Origin of the sequence: Pseudomonas sp. HD6422 (assembly GCF_025377065.1) — a bacterium.
Classification (GTDB): domain Bacteria; phylum Pseudomonadota; class Gammaproteobacteria; order Pseudomonadales; family Pseudomonadaceae; genus Aquipseudomonas; species Aquipseudomonas putida_U.
In genome coordinates this window covers 1-16561 of the sequence record NZ_JAHWIW010000034.1, presented here as the reverse complement: position 1 = coordinate 16561, position 16561 = coordinate 1, and the positions used below count along the sequence as shown (strand labels likewise).

The window sequence follows — 16561 nt, the reverse complement described above, 5'->3', positions numbered from 1 at the left end:
GTTAGAACGAGACGTTGGAAATGGCCAGCGAGTTGCTTTGCTGGTTGCCCACGCCCGCTGCCACGTTGACACCGAGGTTGCCACTGCCGCCATTGACCGAACCGCTCAGGGTTGCGATGTTGGTCACAGGGTTGGCCCAGCCGGTCGGAGTCAGAACCTGGAACGACACGGTGTTGCTCAGGTCGTAGGAGCTGCTCTCGCTGTAGCTCTGGGCTACGTTCTGGTGGGACTCGGAGCTTCCATCCTTGGATTTTTCGTAGCTCGAACTGGACGATTTGTCATAGGACGAATCGTAGGCCTTCTCGAACGACGAGTCATGGCTCGAACTGTGCGAGGCATCCACGGTGGCGTTGAGCGATGCATCCAGGGATCCATCGAACGTTTCGCTTTCACTGCGCTCATGACGGCCATAATCCCAGGTGCGGGTGGTCGATGCGTTGGCGGCTGCGTTGAACGTCACATCCAGCGAAGCGTTGTGGGACGAATTGGATTCCGAGCTCTTCGAGCCCGAGGCGCCCCAGCTTGCGCTGCCACTTGCATTGTGGCTGCTCGAGCCACTGGCGTTCTTGGCCCACGACGAGGTGCTGTCGGACACCAGGTTCGAGGCGTTGGCGCGGGCGGTGGAACCGGTGGCCCGAGTGGTGTAGGTCAGCGTATCCACTCGATAGGTACGGTCAGCACGGTTGTTCACGACCAGGCCTGGGCCGGTCTGGGTGGCCGAGGCGGTCGCTACCGCGTTGCCGATGTCAGCACCGGCGTTGGCGATGGCCATGGTGTTTTTCTGCTGGTTCAGGTCGCCGCCAGCGATGTTGATGCCCATGTTGCCGCTGCCGCTGTTACCCGATCCGCTCATCACTGCAGCCGCTTGGCTGCCGTAATTGTTCACCTTGTTGTTGTTGCTGTACTGGTTGACCTGGGCGGTTGCAGTGGCGGTGCCGAAGACGAAGCTGTTGTCCAGGCTCGATTCGGCTGCGGCGTTGGCGATGGCGGCGGCGTTGTCCTGCTGGTTGCCGGAGCCTGCCGCCACGTTGACCCCCACGTTGCCGCTGGTGCCGGTGGCCGAGTTGCTCATTTCAGCGCCATTGAGGGTGCCTTCGTTGAGGATCTTATTGTCTGTGCTGCTCTGGGCGTCCATGGCATTGGCGGTCGCCGAGATGTAGATCACGGTTGGATCGTCGTTGCCGTTGTGACCACCGTTATGGCCGTTGTTGTGGCCATTATTGTGACCGTTGTTATGGCCGTTGTTGTGACTGCTTTGCCCAGCTTGTACAGCAACAGCCATGACCGCAGCAATTGCGAAAACCAGAGGCTTGAGTGCCATCGAGGGTTTCATGGTGATTCTCCGTACGTTGTTTTAGGTTAAGTGCTGTCTTTACCTGTTTGGGTCAGTCCGCGACCCGGACGCTCAGGGTATTGGCAGTTCGATTTCCTACCCCGGCGCTCTGATTCACCTGGATGACCCCACGGCTACCGGTGAAGGCCCGGTCGCTGGTGGTGACCTGGCGATAGCCGGGTACGGATCCAGGTGCATCGGAGTTGTTGACCAGCGCCACGTTCTGCTGCAGAAGGACGCTGTCGTCGAGACTTTGTGGCTGCGTGCCGATGCTGATGCGCAGCGCATTGGCTTGCTGGGTGTTGGCCCCGGCACTCTGGTTCACGCCCAGGGCACCGCTGCCATGGCTGAAGGCATCGCCGTTGATCTGCGCACGGGTATCGCGGGCGGGATCGGCCAGGGTGTCGAGGTTCTGGCGGATCTGGTAGTTGGCGCTGGCCCGGGGGCCGACGGCGAAGGCGCGGGCGTTGGCCTGTTGCTGCTGGTCGCCGGCAGCCTGGTTGACCGCCATGTTGCCCTGGTAGCGGCTGGCGGAGCTGTCGATGATGGCGGTATCCACCACCGGCGACTGGGCAAGGGCCGAAGTACTGCAGAACAGGGCCGTGATCAGCAGCGAGTGCCTCATGTCACTTGCCTCCGGTGAGGATGTTCAAGGCGCCCATGCCACGTTGGACGCTGGAGTTGACCATGTTGGAGATGCCGTTGCCGCCACCGCTGGCGCGACCACCTGCCATATTCGGCAACTGTTGCGGGTTACCGACTTGTGCGTTGATGTTGTTGGTCTGCTGGGTCACCATCGCGGAGATGCCGGCACCGCTGCTGATGCTGGCGAAGTCGCCGTCGCTCAGCTCGTTGGTTTGCCGAAGTACCTGCGCGGAGGGGTTGGCGTTGGCAGTGGTCGGGTAGGGGTCGGGAGCGAGGGGCGGGCGCGTGGCATTGCGAGTCTGCACATCGCGGGTGATGACGATGATGCCGTTGTCCGCCTGGGCCGTCTGACTCAGACTGGCCGCGATTGTGCATCCGATCAGCAACAGGCTGTAGAAGCCTTTTTCGATATTCCCCACGATGGCAATTCCTTCTTCAGAGCGCTGGTTCCGTTCAGCATTGCCACGAACTAGAGCAGAAGGTGTGCCGGTTTTCGTTAAGGTAGGAAATTCAGTGGGTTAGCCACAATTGCTAGGGTGGGTAGGGAGCTGGCTGTTTCAAGGCTGATACAAGTTATTCGGAGAATCACGGCTCGGCCCAGCTAGTACGTTGTCTGAGCGATGTTGGGTAAGGGTGTTTCACGAATTTTTCACTGCCCCCGAAACTGGAGCAAAGCCCGCAAATACGGGGGAAAGGCCCCGGGGTGGTGTTACGCCGAATTAACACCCAGTGAGCGGATGGGGCCGTTTTTCTCCAGCAACTGCTGCACTGCATTGAGCGCGGCGCTTTCACGGGCTGACCAGTCACCGCCGATGATCTGCAGGGGTTGTCGATGTTCTTCCAGCCAGGCGAGGGAGTCGTCGAAGAACGCCTGGCGGTCGCGCAGCTCCGGCTGGCTGCGCTGGCCATCGGCGACCCAGTCAACGCCCTCGGGGCTAAGCAACAGGTGCAGGTCGTAGCGCCGCGCGAGCAGCGCCTGCTCGAGCCAGGCCGGGCAGTCGTCGAACAGGGCGCGGCTCCAGAGCATGTTGCTCAGCAGGTGGGTATCGAGGATCAGCAATTCCGGGGCTTGCCGACGAGCCTGATCTTCCCAGGCCAATTGCCCCTGGGCAATGACCGGGATATCGGCATAACAGGTGTCTCGGCACTCGTGGTCGATGAAATGTCGCACGTACTCGGACACCACCACTCCGCCGAATCGCGCCTGGATCAGGCCGCTGAGCCAGCTCTTGCCGCTGGATTCCGGTCCGCATAGTACGACGACCTTCATGGCGCCACCTGGGCCAGCGCCGGATCACGGCGCCATTCCAGCCAGCCGCGTACGGCGATCACAGTGAGCACGGCGAAAAAACCGGCGGTGAAATACATGCCTTGGTGCAGGTACTGGCCAACATACGCCACATCCACCACCACCCACAGCGGCCAGCATTGCAGGCGCTTCTGCGCCATCCACAACTGCGCCACCAGGCTGAAGCCGGTCAGGGTCGCATCCAGCCAGGGCAGCGCAGCGTCGGTCCAGTTCGCCATGCCAGCGCCCAGCGCCAGGCTCATCAGCACGCCTGCGGCGAGCCCGGCGAGCAAGGTCGACCTACCCAGGCGCGAGACTCGGCGCGCGTCCTCGACCCGATCCGGACGTTTCCACTGCCACCAGCCGTAAAGCGTCAGCACGGCATATGCCAGTTGCAGCAACATGCCCGAATACAGCTTCACCTCGAAGAACAGCCAGCCATAGATCAGCACCATGACCAGGCCGATCGGCCAGCACCAGGCGTTCTGTTTGACCGTCAGCCAGACGGCGCTCACGCCGAGCACGGCGGCGATCAGTTCGAGGCCGGACATCAGCGCTCCTTCGGTAGGGAAAAGGGCGTGATTGTAACCTGCCGGCCGCTGGCATTACACGCGGAACTGCCTGAGCAATTGTTCCAGTTGTTCGCTCAATTGTGCCAAGGCGGTCCCGGCCTCACTGGAGTGTCGTGCGGCATCGGCGGTCTGCTGCGACAGCCCGGCCGTGTCGAGCACATTGCGGTTGATTTCCTCGACCACATGGGACTGCTGCAAGGTGGCACTGGCGATCGACGCGTTGAGTGCGGTCAGATTGTGCAGCGCCTGGCTGATGGCATCCAGACTGGAACCCGCCTCGCGGGCCTGTTCGACGGTCTGGCGCGAGGCCTCGCTGCTGGTGTCGATGGCCCGTACCGCCGCATCGGACTGCCCTTGCAGGTGCTCGATCATGGTGTGGATTTCGGCGGTCGACTGGGCGGTGCGCTGGGCCAGCAGGCGAACTTCGTCGGCGACCACGGCAAAGCCGCGGCCCTGATCGCCAGCACGTGCCGCTTCGATAGCGGCGTTGAGCGCCAGCAGGTTGGTCTGCTCGGCGATGGAGCGAATGACCTCCAGTACGCCGCCAATGCGCGTGCTATGCCCGGCCAGGTCGCGGATGACCTGTACGGCTTGCTCGATGGTGGCCGACAGTCGATCGATCTGCTGCAGGCTGCCGTGGATCGCCTGCTGGCCATGTTCCACTTGTTGCTGCGCGGCGTGCATTTCCCCAGCGGCTTGTTCGGCGGTCTTGGCCACGTCCTGTACGGCGTAGGTGACTTCGTTGACGGCCGTGGCAACCTGATCCATCTGCAGCGATTGCTGACTGCTGTGCGCTCGGGTAGCGCCGGCGTTGTCGCCCACTTGACCTGCGGATTGGGCGAGGGCATGGGCGGTGCGCTGCAACTGGCCGACCACGCCCTGAAGCTTGCCGTTGAACTGATTGAAATGCTCGCCGAGGTGGCTGAGCTCGTCCCGGCCATGGGTATCCAGGCGTCGGGTCAGGTCGCTTTCGCCACTGGCGATGTTGCCCATGGCTTGTACGGCCTGCTGCAACGGCAGGGCGATGCTGCGGGCGATCATCATGACCACCAGTGCCATCAGCAGGACGATACCCAGCCCCAGCAGTAGACTGTCGCGCAGCTGGCGATTGAATTCAGCCTGGACGTCGTCGACGTAGACCCCCGAGCCAATGATCCAGCCCCAGGGCTTGAACAGCTGGATGTACGAGGTCTTGGCGACCGGGTCGGCGGCTCCGGGCTTGGGCCAGCGGTAGTTCACCGGACCTTCGCCCTGGCTGCGGGCGAGAGCGACCATCTCGTTGAACACGGCGAAGCCGTCGGGGTCACGGATGGCCGACAGGTCCTTGCCATCGAGTTTGGGGTTGGCCGGATGCATGATCATCTTCGGCCCCAGATCGTTGATCCAGAAGTAGTCGTCCTTGTCATAACGCAGCCCCCGCACGGCCTGCAGTGCCTGGCTCTGGGCGGCCTCACGGCTCAAGCTGCCGGCCGCTTCCAATCCCTGGTAGTAGGCCAGCACGCCGGCGGCGGTCTGTACCACATGGCGGGTTTTCTCGGCCTTGGCCTGGTAGAGATCGCCATGGATCTGGCGCAACATCAACAGCCCCAGAGCCACCAGCATCACCACCGCCACCAGCAGAATCAGCCACAAGCGGCGGCTGATCGACATCGACCTCAATGCCTTCATCATCAATACTCCCTGATTGTTCTTTTTATTCAGGTCTATCCAAGCATGTCCGGGCGTCGTGCCACACTCGACCAATGGCTAACTGCCATCAGTGAGCGCTATGCTTTACCGCGACAAGCCTTGGCAGAGGCGCTCTGATAGGATCTCGGCCGCGTCAGATGAAACCTTTAGGTGGGATGAACTTTTCTGCTGGCATTTGTCCCACCTGTCGCTGTAAAAACCGCAGGGCCATGCGTGGCATACAAGTAAATCAAGAACGAGGGGCCTGCCCATGAAGGCAGCGCTCCAACGGGGGAGTGGATGGATTTTTGGAGTGCCTTTCAGGCAATCATCTTGGGCGTGGTCGAAGGACTGACGGAATTCCTGCCCATTTCAAGCACCGGTCACCAGATCATCGTCGCCGATCTGATCGGCTTCGGTGGCGAGCGGGCCATGGCCTTCAACATCATCATCCAGCTCGGGGCGATTCTCGCGGTGGTCTGGGAATTCCGCCGCAAGATCCTCGATGTGGTCTTCGGTCTGACCAGCCAGCCGACTGCGCGCCGCTTCACCGCTAACCTGCTGCTGGCGTTCATGCCGGCGGTGGTACTGGGAGTGCTGTTCGCCGACCTGATCCACGAATACCTGTTCAACCCCATTACCGTGGCTTTGGCCCTGGTTGTGGGCGGTTTTATCATGCTCTGGGCGGAGCGTCGCGAGCACCGCATCGAGGTCGATCATGTCGATGAGATGCGTTGGAGTCACGCCCTGAAGATCGGCTTCGTGCAATGCGTGGCAATGATTCCTGGCACTTCGCGCTCGGGGTCGACCATCATCGGCGGCTTGCTCTTCGGTCTGTCGCGCAAGGCTGCCACGGAGTTCTCGTTCTTCCTGGCCATGCCCACCATGGTCGGTGCAGCGGTGTATTCGGGCTACAAGTACCGCGACCTGTTCCAACCCAGCGATTTGCCGGTATTCGCCGTGGGCTTCGTGACCTCGTTCATCTTCGCCATGATCGCCGTGCGGGCCCTGCTGAAGTTCATCGCCAACCATAGCTATGCCGCGTTCGCCTGGTATCGCATCGTCTTCGGTCTGTTGATCCTGGCCACCTGGCAGTTCGGCTGGGTCGATTGGTCAACGGCGAACGGCTGACCATGGCTCGCGAACAAGCGCCTCGGCGGCGCGCCAGTGGGCGCGAAGAGGGCGTGCGCAATACGCGCCTGAAACTGCTGGTGTTGGTCGCGCTGTGCCTGCTGCCCTTGCTGGGCGCAACGCGCATGGGCCTGTCGGGGCAGGGCTGGGTGCCGTTGGCAGTGTATCCATTGGCGAGCCTGGTGACCGTGTTGCTGTACTGGCAGGACAAGCACCAGGCACGCAGCCAGGCCTGGCGCACGCCGGAAAAGATCCTGCACGCCAGTGAACTGCTCGGCGGTTGGCCGGGTGCGCTGGTGGCCCAGCAGCTGTTCCGGCACAAGACCCGCAAGCTCTCCTACCAGCTGGTGTTCTGGGGCATCGTCCTGGCACACCAGGTGTTCTGGCTGGATTTCCTGTGGCTTGGCGGGCGGCTGCCGTGGCAGCAACTGTTCGGCAGCTTCGGCTGACTACAGCAGTTCAGACATAGCGCTCTGCACAGGCCTCGAACGAAGCCGCCAGGTGGTCGATCCAGGCCCGCACCGCGGGCAACAAGCCACGCCGGTGCGGATATACCGCCTGCAGGTAGCCGCCCGGCAGCGACCATTCCGGGAGCAAACGTACCAGCTCGCCGCGCTCGAGCTCTTCTTCACAGAACATGCTTGGCAGGGCCGTGAAGCCCAAGCCGGCGCGCACAGCGGCGTTGCGTACGACGAAATCATCGATGGCCAGACGCGGTTCCAGGGCGATTTCCTGCTGACGGCCTTGGGGGCCGAGCAGTCGCAGATGCACAAGGCGATCGGCCTCGACAGCACCCAACACCGGCAGCGACGCCAGTTCGGCCGGGTCTCGGATATGGTCGGCGAAACCCGGTGCGGCCACCAGTTGCATTTGCGCCTGACGCAGGCGACGGGTGACCAGAGTCGGATCTTCCTCGCCAAGATTGCGCACTCGTAGTGCGACGTCGATACCTTCGGAAATCAGGTCGACGCGGCGGTTGAGCAGGACCATGTCCAGTTGCACCAACGGGTACTGTTCCAGAAAGCGGCTGATCACCTCGGGCAAAAAGGCATGTGCCAGCGCTACCGGGCACGATACCCGCAAGCGCCCCCGCGGTTCGCTGCTCATGCTGGCCACTACCTCGTCGGCGGCTTCGGCCTCCATCAGCATGGCCTGACAGTGGTGCAGGTAGCGTTCACCCACTGCGGTGAGCTTCAGTTGGCGCGTGGTGCGTTGCAGCAAGCGGGTACCCAGGCGTTCCTCGAGCTCGGCGATGCGCCGGGACAGCCGCGATTTGGGGATGCCGAGCTGGCGCCCGGCGGCGGCGAAACCACCGGCTTCCACGACGCGGGCAAAATAGAATAAGTCATTAAGGTCTTGCACATTTTTTGTCCACTGTCCTATACGTGGGACAAACTAACGCATTTTTACGGTCTTTTCAGCTATTAGCCGGTTGGTTAGGATTCTCTCCATCGTGATCGCCACCGCCGCGGTCCTCACTCACAGGAGAGCCCCATGAAACTGTTGCATATCGATTCGAGCATCCTCGGCGACAATTCCGCCTCTCGCCAGCTCAGCCGTGAAGTGGTCGAGGCCTGGAAAGCCGCAGACCCCAGCGTCGAAGTGGTTTACCGCGACCTGGCCGCCGATGCCATCGCTCACTTCTCCGCCGCCACGTTGGTAGCTGCCGGCACTCCGGAAGACGTGCGTGATGCCGCCCAGGCCTTCGAGGCCAAGCTCAGCGCCGAAACCCTGGAAGAGTTCCTCGCCGCCGACGCCGTGGTGATCGGTGCGCCGATGTACAACTTCAGCGTGCCGACTCAGCTCAAAGCCTGGATCGATCGCGTCGCCGTTGCCGGCAAGACCTTCCGTTACACCGAAGCCGGTCCCGAAGGTCTGTGCGGGGACAAGAAGGTGGTGCTCGTCTCGACCGCCGGTGGCCTGCACGCAGGCCAGCCGACCGGTGTCGGCCATGAAGACTTCCTCAAGGTGTTCCTCGGCTTCATCGGTATCACCGACCTCGAAGTGGTTCGCGCCCATGGCCTGGCCTACGGCCCGGAACAGCGCAGCAAGGCTATCGACGACGCCCAGGCGCAGATCGCCAACGAACTGTTCGCCGCGGCCTGATGAGCGCTTGGACAGGGCGCTGCACGCGTCCCTGTCCTTTCATCCAGTTTTCATCCTTCTGCGCCTGAGCCCGGCTTATGCTGGGCCGATTCCTTCTCGCGGCGACAGCAGCCGATGAACATCCCCCGTCCTTTGCTGGCACTGATGCTCTGCGGCCTGCTCGGCCACGCCCAGGCAACGCCCTCGGTGGCCGGCCTGCATCACATGAACCTGACCGACCCGGTCGACGCTCGGCCCATGCAGGCGTTGGCGTTCTATCCAGCCAATGGCCGCACCCACGAGCAACGCATCGACGGTTACCGGCTGCAGGTAGCCGAGGAAGCGCCGGTTGCGATGGGGCAATTTCCCCTGCTGGTGCTGTCTCATGGCAACACCGGTAGCCCGCTGGCCTTGCACTACCTGGCGACCTCGCTGGCGCGTGCTGGGTTCGTCGTGGTGGCCGTGGTCCATCCCGGCGACAATGCCCGCGATCCCAGCCGCCTGGGGACCTTGAGCAACCTCTATGGACGTCCCTTGCAGATCAGCGCGGCGATCAGCGCTGCGCGTGACGATACGGTGCTCGGCCCCCACCTGTCCGCTGGCAAGGTCGGGGTGATCGGCTATTCCGCTGGTGGCGAAACGGCACTGATTCTGTCCGGTGCCCAGCCCGACCTCGAGCGTCTGCGCCGGTATTGCCTGGAACGACCGGAGGACCACGATGCCTGCAAGACTCACGGGGTCCTGATTGCCGACCGCAACGAGCTGGCCCCGCAGGCCGACCCTCGGGTAGGGGCGGTGATGTTGATGGCGCCATTGAGCCTGCTGTTCGGCCGACAGGCCTTGGCCGGAGTGCAGGTCCCGGCATTGATCTACAGCGGAGATCGCGACCAGTTGGTGGCGGTGGATCGCAACGCCGAGGCGTTGGCGCGAAAGCTGCCGATCACACCGGACTATCGCTTGTTAGCAGGAGCCGGGCACTTCGTGTTCATGGCCCGCTGCGATGCCGAGCAACAAGCGCGCATGCCGGCTCTGTGCAAGGACGCCGAGGGCGTCGACCGTCGGCATATCCATCATACCTTGCAGCAGGACACCGCAGCGTTCTTCAGCCAAACCCTAGGCGCGCCGGCGATGGCTGAGCGCTCAGCGGCGGCGGACAAGTAGCAGGCAGAGCCCGACGCCGGCCAGCGACAGCAGGGCAGCGACCCCGAAGATCGAGGCATAGCCCAGGTGCACGGCCACTGCCCCCATCACCGGACCGGCGATCGCCAACGCCATGTCGAAGAACACGGCATAGGCGCCCAGACCCGCCCCCCGACTGCTGGCGGGGACCTGCTTGATCGCTTCCACCCCTAGCGCCGGGTACACCAGCGACAGACCGAAACCGGTCAAACCCGCGCCTACCAGCGCCCAGGCGGGCGCCGGAGCCAACCACAGCAGGCTCAGACCGACTACCTCGGTAGCCATGCAGGCGATAGCCACGTTGTAGCCACCGAAACGGTTGACCGCGTTGACGAACAACAGTCGCGAGATGATGAAGCACACGCCGAATGCGCTCAGGCACAACGCCGCCCCCTGCCAGCCACGTTGCAGGTAGTAGAGGGTGACGAAGGTGGTCAGCGTGCCGTAGCCGATGGAGGCCAGGGTCAGGCCCAGCCCGCAAGGTGCCACGCGACCGAAGGCCGACCAGAACGGCAAGCGCTCGCCCCGGGTGATCACCACGTCCTCCCGTCTACGCAGCACCAACAACGCCAGTACTGCCATCACCAGCAACGCCGGCCCGAGCACGGCAAAGCTCAAGTACTCCACTGCCAACACCCCCACGGGGGCACCGATGGCGATGGCGCCGTAAGAGGCGATGCCGTTCCAGGAAATCACCCGAGCCGTGTGCTCGGCGCCGACCTGGTTGATGCCCCAGCTCAGCGTGGCGACGCCGATCAGGCCTTGAGCCACGCCGAGCAGCACACGCCCGATCAGCAGCAGCACGAGGCTGAGCAGTGGGCTGGACACGGTCCAGGCCGACAGCAGCGTCAACACACCGCAACCAGCGATGCCCAGCAGTCCATAGCTGATCGCGCGCTTGCCGCCGAGCGTGTCGGCCACGCGTCCGGCGAAGGGGCGGCTGGTCAGCGTGGCCAGGTATTGCAGGCCGATGGTCAGCCCGGCGACGATCGCGCCGAAGCCCAGCTGGTCATGAACATAGCTGGGCAGCACAGCGATCGGCAGGCCGATGCAGAGAAATGCAATGAAGGTGTAGAAGACGATCGAGAGGATCTGCAGGGTGATGCCGAAGGTGTTGCTGGGGGCAGGTTCTTGCGCAGTCATGGGCTCGTTCGCGGGCGGGCGGTTGGGCGTGACCCCATCATGGCTGTTGCGAAGGATAAATGAAAGCAGGCTAACGAATTATTCGACCGGTAGCCCCACCTGCTGGAGGGCGGACCAGGCACCAGAAGGTGCCCAGTCCTCTGTCGATGGCTTAGACCACCACGCCCTGACTACGCAGGTAATCGTCGTAGGTACCGCTGAAGTCCACCACGCCATCGGCCGTCAGCTCGATGATGCGGGTAGCCAACGACGACACGAACTCGCGGTCGTGGCTGACGAACAGCAGCGTGCCTGGGTAGTTCTCCAGCGCCAGGTTCAGCGCCTCGATCGACTCCATGTCCAGGTGGTTGGTCGGCTCGTCCATCACCAGCACGTTCGGTTTCTGCAGGATCAGCTTGCCGAACAGCATGCGGCCTTGCTCACCGCCGGAAATCACCTTCACCGACTTGAGGATCTCATCGTTGGAGAACAGCATGCGTCCGAGCGTGCCGCGGATCACCTGTTCGCCGCTGGTCCATTGGCCCATCCAGTCGAACAGGGTCACGTCGTCCTCGAAGTCGTGGGCGTGGTCCTGGGCGTAGTAGCCCACTTCGGCACTGTCGGTCCACTTCACTTCACCCTTGTCAGGGGTCAGCTCGCCGACCAGCGTGCGCAGCAGGGTGGTCTTGCCGATGCCGTTGGGGCCGATGATCGCCACCCGTTCGCCGGCTTCGATGGTGAAGCTGAAGTCCTTGAACAGCACCTTGTCGTCGAAGGCCTTGGCCATCTTCTCGACGGTGACCGCCTGGCGGTGCAGCTTCTTGGTCTGCTCGAAGCGGATGAACGGACTCACGCGGCTCGACGGCTTGACTTCGGCCAGCTGGATCTTGTCGATCTGCTTGGCGCGCGACGTCGCCTGCTTGGCTTTGGAGGCGTTGGCCGAGAAGCGGCTGACGAAGGTCTGCAGCTCGGCGATCTGCGCTTTCTTCTTGGCGTTGTCCGACAGCAATTGTTCGCGCGCCTGGGTAGCTGCGGTCATGTACTCGTCGTAGTTGCCTGGGAATACCCGCAACTCGCCATAGTCCAGGTCGGCCATGTGGGTGCAGACACTGTTGAGGAAGTGCCGGTCGTGGGAAATGATCACCATGGTGCTGTTACGCGCGGTGAGGATGGTTTCCAGCCAGCGAATGGTGTTGATGTCCAGGTGGTTGGTCGGTTCGTCGAGCAGCAGTACGTCCGGATCCGAGAACAGGGCCTGAGCCAGCAACACGCGCAGTTTCCAGCCTGGTGCGACTTCGCTCATCGGGCCGAAATGCTGTTCCAGCGGAATACCCAGGCCCAGCAGCAGTTCGCCGGCGCGGGATTCGGCGGTATAGCCGTCCATCTCGGCGAATTCGGTTTCCAGCTCGGCGACGGCCATGCCGTCTTCTTCGGTCATTTCCGGCAGCGAGTAGATGCGGTCGCGCTCGGCCTTGACCTGCCACAGCTGGCCGTGGCCCATGATCACCGTGTCGATGACGCTGAATTCTTCGTAGGCGAACTGGTCCTGGCGCAGTTTACCCAGGCGGGTGTTCGGCTCGAGCATGACCTGGCCACCGGACGGCTCCAGGTCGCCACCGAGAATCTTCATGAAGGTGGATTTGCCGCAGCCGTTGGCACCGATCAGGCCATAGCGGTTGCCGTTGTTGAATTTGACCGAGACGTTTTCGAACAGCGGCTTGGAGCCGAACTGCATGGTGATGTTGGCGGTGGAGATCAAGGAGCTTACCTATCAATAACTTACGTGGCTTCGTCGCAGCTGCGGACCCATTTCGGACCAATCTGGCGCTGAGCTAGCACCTGCCAGTCGTTGGACGAGTTCGTCCAGCGCGCATGAGTCGATGAGAGCATCTGCACGCTATGCCCGAGCTGTTGGGCGATAAATGCGGGGGTTGAGGCCGAACATTGAGCCTATTGTCGCATAGGTGAGGTGGCAGTTGCAGGGGGGCAAGCATTCAGCCTTCAGGTGGTACCACCCCACAGATGAACTGATTCGACCCCAGGCGGTGCGAACCGTACTCCACCACGTAACCTTCACCACGGCGCTCGGCCTCGGCTTTCGCGGTCTTATGGTCGGCGTAGACGTCGACGAAATGCCAGGGATAACGGTCTCGCAACACGCCCCAACCGAGCACCCAGCCTTCGCGGCTCGGATCTGCTGGAAGATTTTTCGCCAGGCTGCGGATGCTCATGAAGTATTCCTCGATTGATGCAGACATGATCTGAACATAGCCGTATTCTGCGTGTTCCCAATGCCAAACTGCTTAGCGTCGTGCCGTTGGCGCCGGCATCTGCTTGGCACGGCATTCTTGGGGCAGGGCGATCGTCGTTCAAAGGAGTTGAGATAGTGTGGATCGGAAGTGACCAGGCCAGGTTCAGATTGCAGCGACGCATCATGGGGGTCGCGCTGTTCTTCGCGGTATTTTTCCTGGCTGCCAAGATCGAGGCCTACCTGGTGGGCGATGGCACTCTGACGGATGTGTTGCGCGGGCTGTTCGTCACCGGCTTCACCGGTGGCGCGTTCTACCTCGCAGGCAGATGGTGAAATTGACTTGCGATAGAGGGGAGTGGGTGTGAGCAGCAAGCAGCGCATAGTGACTTTGCCTGGGCTGGCCACTTTGGTCATTACCGTCCTGGGCGTGGTGCTGTACTGCACCGAGCAGGTCGGGCTTTGGGGGATGTTCGTCATCCTCATGCTGCCGAACATTTGCATTGGACTGAGCAAGCGCTTGAGCAGGCTCGCAGGCCGTACCTGATATGCGGGAAACTTCCTGGCCAATGGTCCGGACTCATACCGGTACGATCAACTGCGGCCCTTCGTTCCTCACATTGCCCACGGCCATGCCAACCCGATGCCACGCGAAGGCTTCAGGCGGTTCTCCCAGGTTGAGTGCCAGTTGCTCTGCATGTGCATTCGCCGTTTGCGGGGACAGCCAGTCCCGGGCAAGCGCGGCTGACAAAACAACCGGCCGCCGATCATGCACATCGACCATCCCTCCCAGCGCGTCGGCAGTGATGATCACAAAGCCATCATGCTGGTTTCCAGCAAACTGGCCGATGCTGGCGCACAGGGCAGGGCGACCGTCCCGGCGCCGGATGTAATAGGGCTGTTTTTTCGGGCCGCCTTCATCGACCCATTCGTACCAGCCGTCCACCGGCGTGATCGCCCGTTGCGGCCAGATCGCCCGGAAAAACGCACCATGGGCGACCTTCTCGACTCGGGCATTGATTGGCGGTGGACGATCGGTCGCCCAGTGCGGGCGCCACCCCCATTTCACCATATCCGCCCGCAAGCCCGCGTCATCGACCCGCAGCACCGCCACGGGGGTGCTCGGCGCCACGTTGAACCTGTCCAGCTGTCCGTCGCCGACGTGGTTGCGCCAGGCGTCGGGCATGCTCAGGGTTTCGACGAAATCATGGATACCGCGGTATTGCGTCAGCCGCCCGCACATCGCACTGTCCCCGCACCAGAAAAAGTAAGCATAGTCCGCTGCGTGGTAGTGGATTTTGTCGCTATAGGGTGCTGAAATGCTGTATCTATATACAGTGTCGATGGTGCGCTATGTTTTTCCTTCTTGTCCGCCGCCGCGTGAAAGGTGTGGCGATCCCCACTGGGCATCTGGGCCAGATACAGCCGCTGAGGGCGGACGTTCATATCGGCGACCATCACAGCCAGGCACTTGGCCGAATCGCTACCCAGGCCTGGGTACACAACCCTGCGCCCGGACCGGACATCATTCCGCGGCTGCTCGATGCGCGGGTCACGGGCATGGCCCAATGTGGAATGAACATTACCGGCATGGAAGAAATCGACGGCGTGCTGTACGCGCAGTCGTGGTGGTGCAGGACACAGTGACGTTCGGCCTGGGCGCTGGAAAGCGCCTCAGGTGTCGACTATGCCTAGTTAACGAACCACGTGCTTGGAAGGAGGCTCAATGGACTGCTTCATTTGTGGAAACGAAGCGTTGCTTCTAAGAACGGGACCCTCCGGCCGCTCGGTCAACTGCCCTGAATGCGGTATTTATGAAGCGCGAGGCGACTTCAATCCGGCTTGTCGCGCCGTGGCAGAGGGCTTGCGGGGCGCCCTCGACAGACAGCGCAGCGAAGCTGTCGAGCCAGCTGTTCTCACAAGCCAGGCGGCATATCTGCTCTATGTGCTCAGTCGAATCGGGCTCAATAGCCGTGCTTGAGCGCGACTGGATCGAACCGTTCTACCTTGGTGGGTTAGTGCGATTTTGCCGCAGTTGATAGAATCCATCAGCTCAAATGGATCAATTTCAAATGCCTATATTTCGTATTCTCAGTTGCTCGACTCTGATAGCCGTCATTGCGGGCTGTGCGACGCCTGGAAAGCCGACCGGCAGTAAGGTCACGCACAAGACGCCAGAGGCTTACGCTGCCTGCGTAATGCCGAAATGGCAAGCGCTGGCCCCGCAGACCACGCAAAAGTCAATTTCCCACGGCTATCGCATCACCGCACCGAGTTCGGTCACCTCCGATGAGGTGCTGGAGGTCGTGGCGTATCACGAGGGTAGCCGGGCGACCTTCTACAAAGGCAGCTTCTTGTCCTCCAACAAGTTGCGCATGGCGGCGCGGGAATGTCTTGACTGAAACGCGCCGGCGATCGTGAGAGAGGCTGCATCCGTGATGAGCGCCCCGTGGGCGTCCGGAATCGCCATGGGGGCAAGTTTTGCATTCGCCTGCCTCACTCGTGATAATCCAGCTCTTTTTGCGGAGGTCTCCGAGTGGAAACCAGAAGTATCGTGGCTGAAATGTTCATCGGTATCCCGACGCATTTCTGGGTATTGCCTGTCGCCGGTGTCGTCGCTTACTTCGGTCTGAAATGGGCCGACCGCTCGACTGTCCGCTCGACCCTGCTGCGTACGATCACCTACTTGCTGTTGCTTGCACTGGCGGTACTGCCCAACGGCATCTATGCCCTGTTCCCACCGACGCCGGAGGTGCTGGTGCAGGGGCAATCCTTGCCTAACTACGAGGGTCTGTTCTACCTGGACGCGTTCTATGTATTCGCGGGCTGGGCGTTGAGCCGGGTGGCCAAGCTCAAGTTCCGCTGAGGGATGCGAGCTTGCGCTGGAGTTCGGCCATCAGGCGTTGGCCGGTGGCTTCCAGCACGTCGGCATAGACGGCGATTGCGCCGCAGGCGCGGCAGGTGACGATGGACTTTTTGTGCGGCCGATCTGGTTTGACGATGTCGGCTGCATCGCATTCTAGGCATTTGAGCGTGACGCTCATGGTTTCCACTCCTTGGAACTCTGGTCCTTGCCCCTTGTACCGGTTAAAGCTGGGCAGGGGGATAAGACCTATTGGTTATACGGGATTGGAAAACGTTCCTGAAGATTGGCAAGTTTTTTCGTTCTTTGTGGGGGAGGGGGCTCTGTGATTGGGTGGTTGATCCGAGGGATGTAGCGGCGCTACTGGCCCCTTCCGCCTTTACGGCGGGCTCCTTTGTTCTTGGACAAAGGAGCGCAAAACCGCTTG

The 16561-nt window shown here is 62.0% G+C and carries 21 protein-coding genes and 1 pseudogene; 9 read left to right on the top strand and 13 right to left on the bottom strand.

Features of this window, described 5'->3' with window-relative positions:
* Nucleotide 1: 1 nt before the first annotated feature.
* From KY379_RS21850 to KY379_RS27465, 7 genes and pseudogenes are all read right to left on the bottom strand, one after another.
* Nucleotides 2-1333 (bottom strand): heme utilization protein, encoded by a 1332-nt coding sequence (locus tag KY379_RS21850; protein ID WP_196173333.1) that lies wholly within the window; start codon nucleotides 1331-1333, stop codon nucleotides 2-4.
* Between the two features lie 52 nt (nucleotides 1334-1385).
* Nucleotides 1386-1958, bottom strand: coding sequence for an adhesin (locus KY379_RS21845; RefSeq protein WP_196173331.1), 573 nt, complete (start codon nucleotides 1956-1958; stop codon nucleotides 1386-1388).
* A 1-nt stretch (nucleotide 1959) separates the two neighbouring features.
* Entirely contained in the window at nucleotides 1960-2397 is a 438-nt protein-coding gene (locus KY379_RS21840; protein WP_133329412.1) for a hypothetical protein, read from the bottom strand.
* Nucleotides 2398-2687: 290 nt separating this feature from the next.
* On the bottom strand, nucleotides 2688-3248 hold the full coding sequence (locus KY379_RS21835) for an AAA family ATPase (RefSeq protein ID WP_261241413.1): 561 nt from the start codon (nucleotides 3246-3248) through the stop codon (nucleotides 2688-2690).
* Nucleotides 3245-3817 (bottom strand): nicotinamide riboside transporter PnuC, encoded by a 573-nt coding sequence (pnuC, locus tag KY379_RS21830; protein WP_133329416.1) that lies wholly within the window; start codon nucleotides 3815-3817, stop codon nucleotides 3245-3247. The genes KY379_RS21835 and pnuC overlap by 4 nt, the downstream gene beginning before the upstream one ends.
* Nucleotides 3818-3871: 54 nt before the next feature.
* Nucleotides 3872-4606: a methyl-accepting chemotaxis protein gene (locus tag KY379_RS27470; RefSeq protein ID WP_409977290.1), complete on the bottom strand. Its 735-nt coding sequence runs from the start codon at nucleotides 4604-4606 to the stop codon at nucleotides 3872-3874.
* 138 nt (nucleotides 4607-4744) lie between these two features.
* A pseudogene (locus KY379_RS27465) lies at nucleotides 4745-5416 on the bottom strand (cache domain-containing protein); the annotation flags it as partial.
* Nucleotides 5417-5806: 390 nt separating this feature from the next.
* Between KY379_RS27465 and KY379_RS21820 the strand changes: the two are divergent.
* The gene (locus KY379_RS21820) at nucleotides 5807-6637 is read left to right on the top strand and encodes an undecaprenyl-diphosphate phosphatase (RefSeq protein WP_133329418.1); all 831 of its coding nucleotides are present in this window, start codon (nucleotides 5807-5809) and stop codon (nucleotides 6635-6637) included.
* 2 nt (nucleotides 6638-6639) lie between these two features.
* Nucleotides 6640-7086, top strand: coding sequence for a DUF1294 domain-containing protein (locus KY379_RS21815; protein WP_261241412.1), 447 nt, complete (start codon nucleotides 6640-6642; stop codon nucleotides 7084-7086).
* 10 nt (nucleotides 7087-7096) lie between these two features.
* Here KY379_RS21815 and KY379_RS21810 read toward each other — a convergent pair whose 3' ends face one another.
* A complete protein-coding gene (locus tag KY379_RS21810; protein WP_133329422.1) occupies nucleotides 7097-7999 on the bottom strand; it encodes a LysR substrate-binding domain-containing protein in 903 nt (300 codons plus the stop codon).
* A gap of 132 nt (nucleotides 8000-8131) precedes the next feature.
* Between KY379_RS21810 and KY379_RS21805 the strand changes: the two genes are divergently transcribed.
* Both KY379_RS21805 and KY379_RS21800 read left to right on the top strand, forming a co-directional pair.
* The gene (locus tag KY379_RS21805; RefSeq protein WP_133329424.1) at nucleotides 8132-8743 is read left to right on the top strand and encodes an FMN-dependent NADH-azoreductase; all 612 of its coding nucleotides are present in this window, start codon (nucleotides 8132-8134) and stop codon (nucleotides 8741-8743) included.
* Nucleotides 8744-8857: 114 nt separating this feature from the next.
* The gene (locus tag KY379_RS21800) at nucleotides 8858-9883 is read left to right on the top strand and encodes an alpha/beta hydrolase family protein (RefSeq protein ID WP_261241411.1); all 1026 of its coding nucleotides are present in this window, start codon (nucleotides 8858-8860) and stop codon (nucleotides 9881-9883) included.
* Here KY379_RS21800 and KY379_RS21795 read toward each other — a convergent pair.
* The 3 genes from KY379_RS21795 to KY379_RS21785 all read right to left on the bottom strand — a co-directional run bounded on the left by KY379_RS21795 (nucleotide 9863) and on the right by KY379_RS21785 (nucleotide 13254).
* Nucleotides 9863-11044 (bottom strand): MFS transporter, encoded by a 1182-nt coding sequence (locus KY379_RS21795; protein WP_261241410.1) that lies wholly within the window; start codon nucleotides 11042-11044, stop codon nucleotides 9863-9865. The two genes, KY379_RS21800 and KY379_RS21795, sit on opposite strands and share 21 nt — an antisense overlap.
* A 151-nt stretch (nucleotides 11045-11195) precedes the next feature.
* Nucleotides 11196-12782, bottom strand: coding sequence for an ABC-F family ATPase (locus KY379_RS21790; RefSeq protein WP_133329430.1), 1587 nt, complete (start codon nucleotides 12780-12782; stop codon nucleotides 11196-11198).
* 235 nt (nucleotides 12783-13017) lie between these two features.
* Nucleotides 13018-13254 (bottom strand): hypothetical protein, encoded by a 237-nt coding sequence (locus KY379_RS21785; RefSeq protein ID WP_261241409.1) that lies wholly within the window; start codon nucleotides 13252-13254, stop codon nucleotides 13018-13020.
* Nucleotides 13255-13409: 155 nt separating this feature from the next.
* Here KY379_RS21785 and KY379_RS21780 point away from each other — a divergent pair, with 155 nt between their 5' ends.
* A complete protein-coding gene (locus tag KY379_RS21780) occupies nucleotides 13410-13607 on the top strand; it encodes a hypothetical protein (RefSeq protein ID WP_133329434.1) in 198 nt (65 codons plus the stop codon).
* A gap of 28 nt (nucleotides 13608-13635) precedes the next feature.
* Nucleotides 13636-13818, top strand: coding sequence for a hypothetical protein (locus tag KY379_RS21775; RefSeq protein WP_133329436.1), 183 nt, complete (start codon nucleotides 13636-13638; stop codon nucleotides 13816-13818).
* Between the two features lie 33 nt (nucleotides 13819-13851).
* Here the strand turns inward: KY379_RS21775 and KY379_RS21770 are convergent, their stop codons facing one another.
* The gene (locus KY379_RS21770; protein WP_133329438.1) at nucleotides 13852-14514 is read right to left on the bottom strand and encodes an SOS response-associated peptidase; all 663 of its coding nucleotides are present in this window, start codon (nucleotides 14512-14514) and stop codon (nucleotides 13852-13854) included.
* A 110-nt stretch (nucleotides 14515-14624) separates the two neighbouring features.
* Here KY379_RS21770 and KY379_RS21765 point away from each other — a divergent pair, with 110 nt between their 5' ends.
* From KY379_RS21765 to KY379_RS21755, 3 genes are all read left to right on the top strand, one after another.
* On the top strand, nucleotides 14625-14918 hold the full coding sequence (locus tag KY379_RS21765; RefSeq protein ID WP_261241408.1) for a hypothetical protein: 294 nt from the start codon (nucleotides 14625-14627) through the stop codon (nucleotides 14916-14918).
* Between the two features lie 425 nt (nucleotides 14919-15343).
* Complete coding sequence (locus KY379_RS21760; RefSeq protein WP_261241407.1) at nucleotides 15344-15673, top strand: hypothetical protein; 330 nt, start codon at nucleotides 15344-15346, stop codon at nucleotides 15671-15673.
* 161 nt (nucleotides 15674-15834) lie between these two features.
* A complete protein-coding gene (locus KY379_RS21755) occupies nucleotides 15835-16137 on the top strand; it encodes a hypothetical protein (protein ID WP_196171849.1) in 303 nt (100 codons plus the stop codon).
* On the opposite strand, the gene KY379_RS21750 is transcribed toward KY379_RS21755, so the two are convergent.
* Nucleotides 16124-16315, bottom strand: coding sequence for a hypothetical protein (locus KY379_RS21750; protein ID WP_133329444.1), 192 nt, complete (start codon nucleotides 16313-16315; stop codon nucleotides 16124-16126). The genes KY379_RS21755 and KY379_RS21750 overlap by 14 nt on opposite strands.
* Nucleotides 16316-16561: the final 246 nt, after the last annotated feature.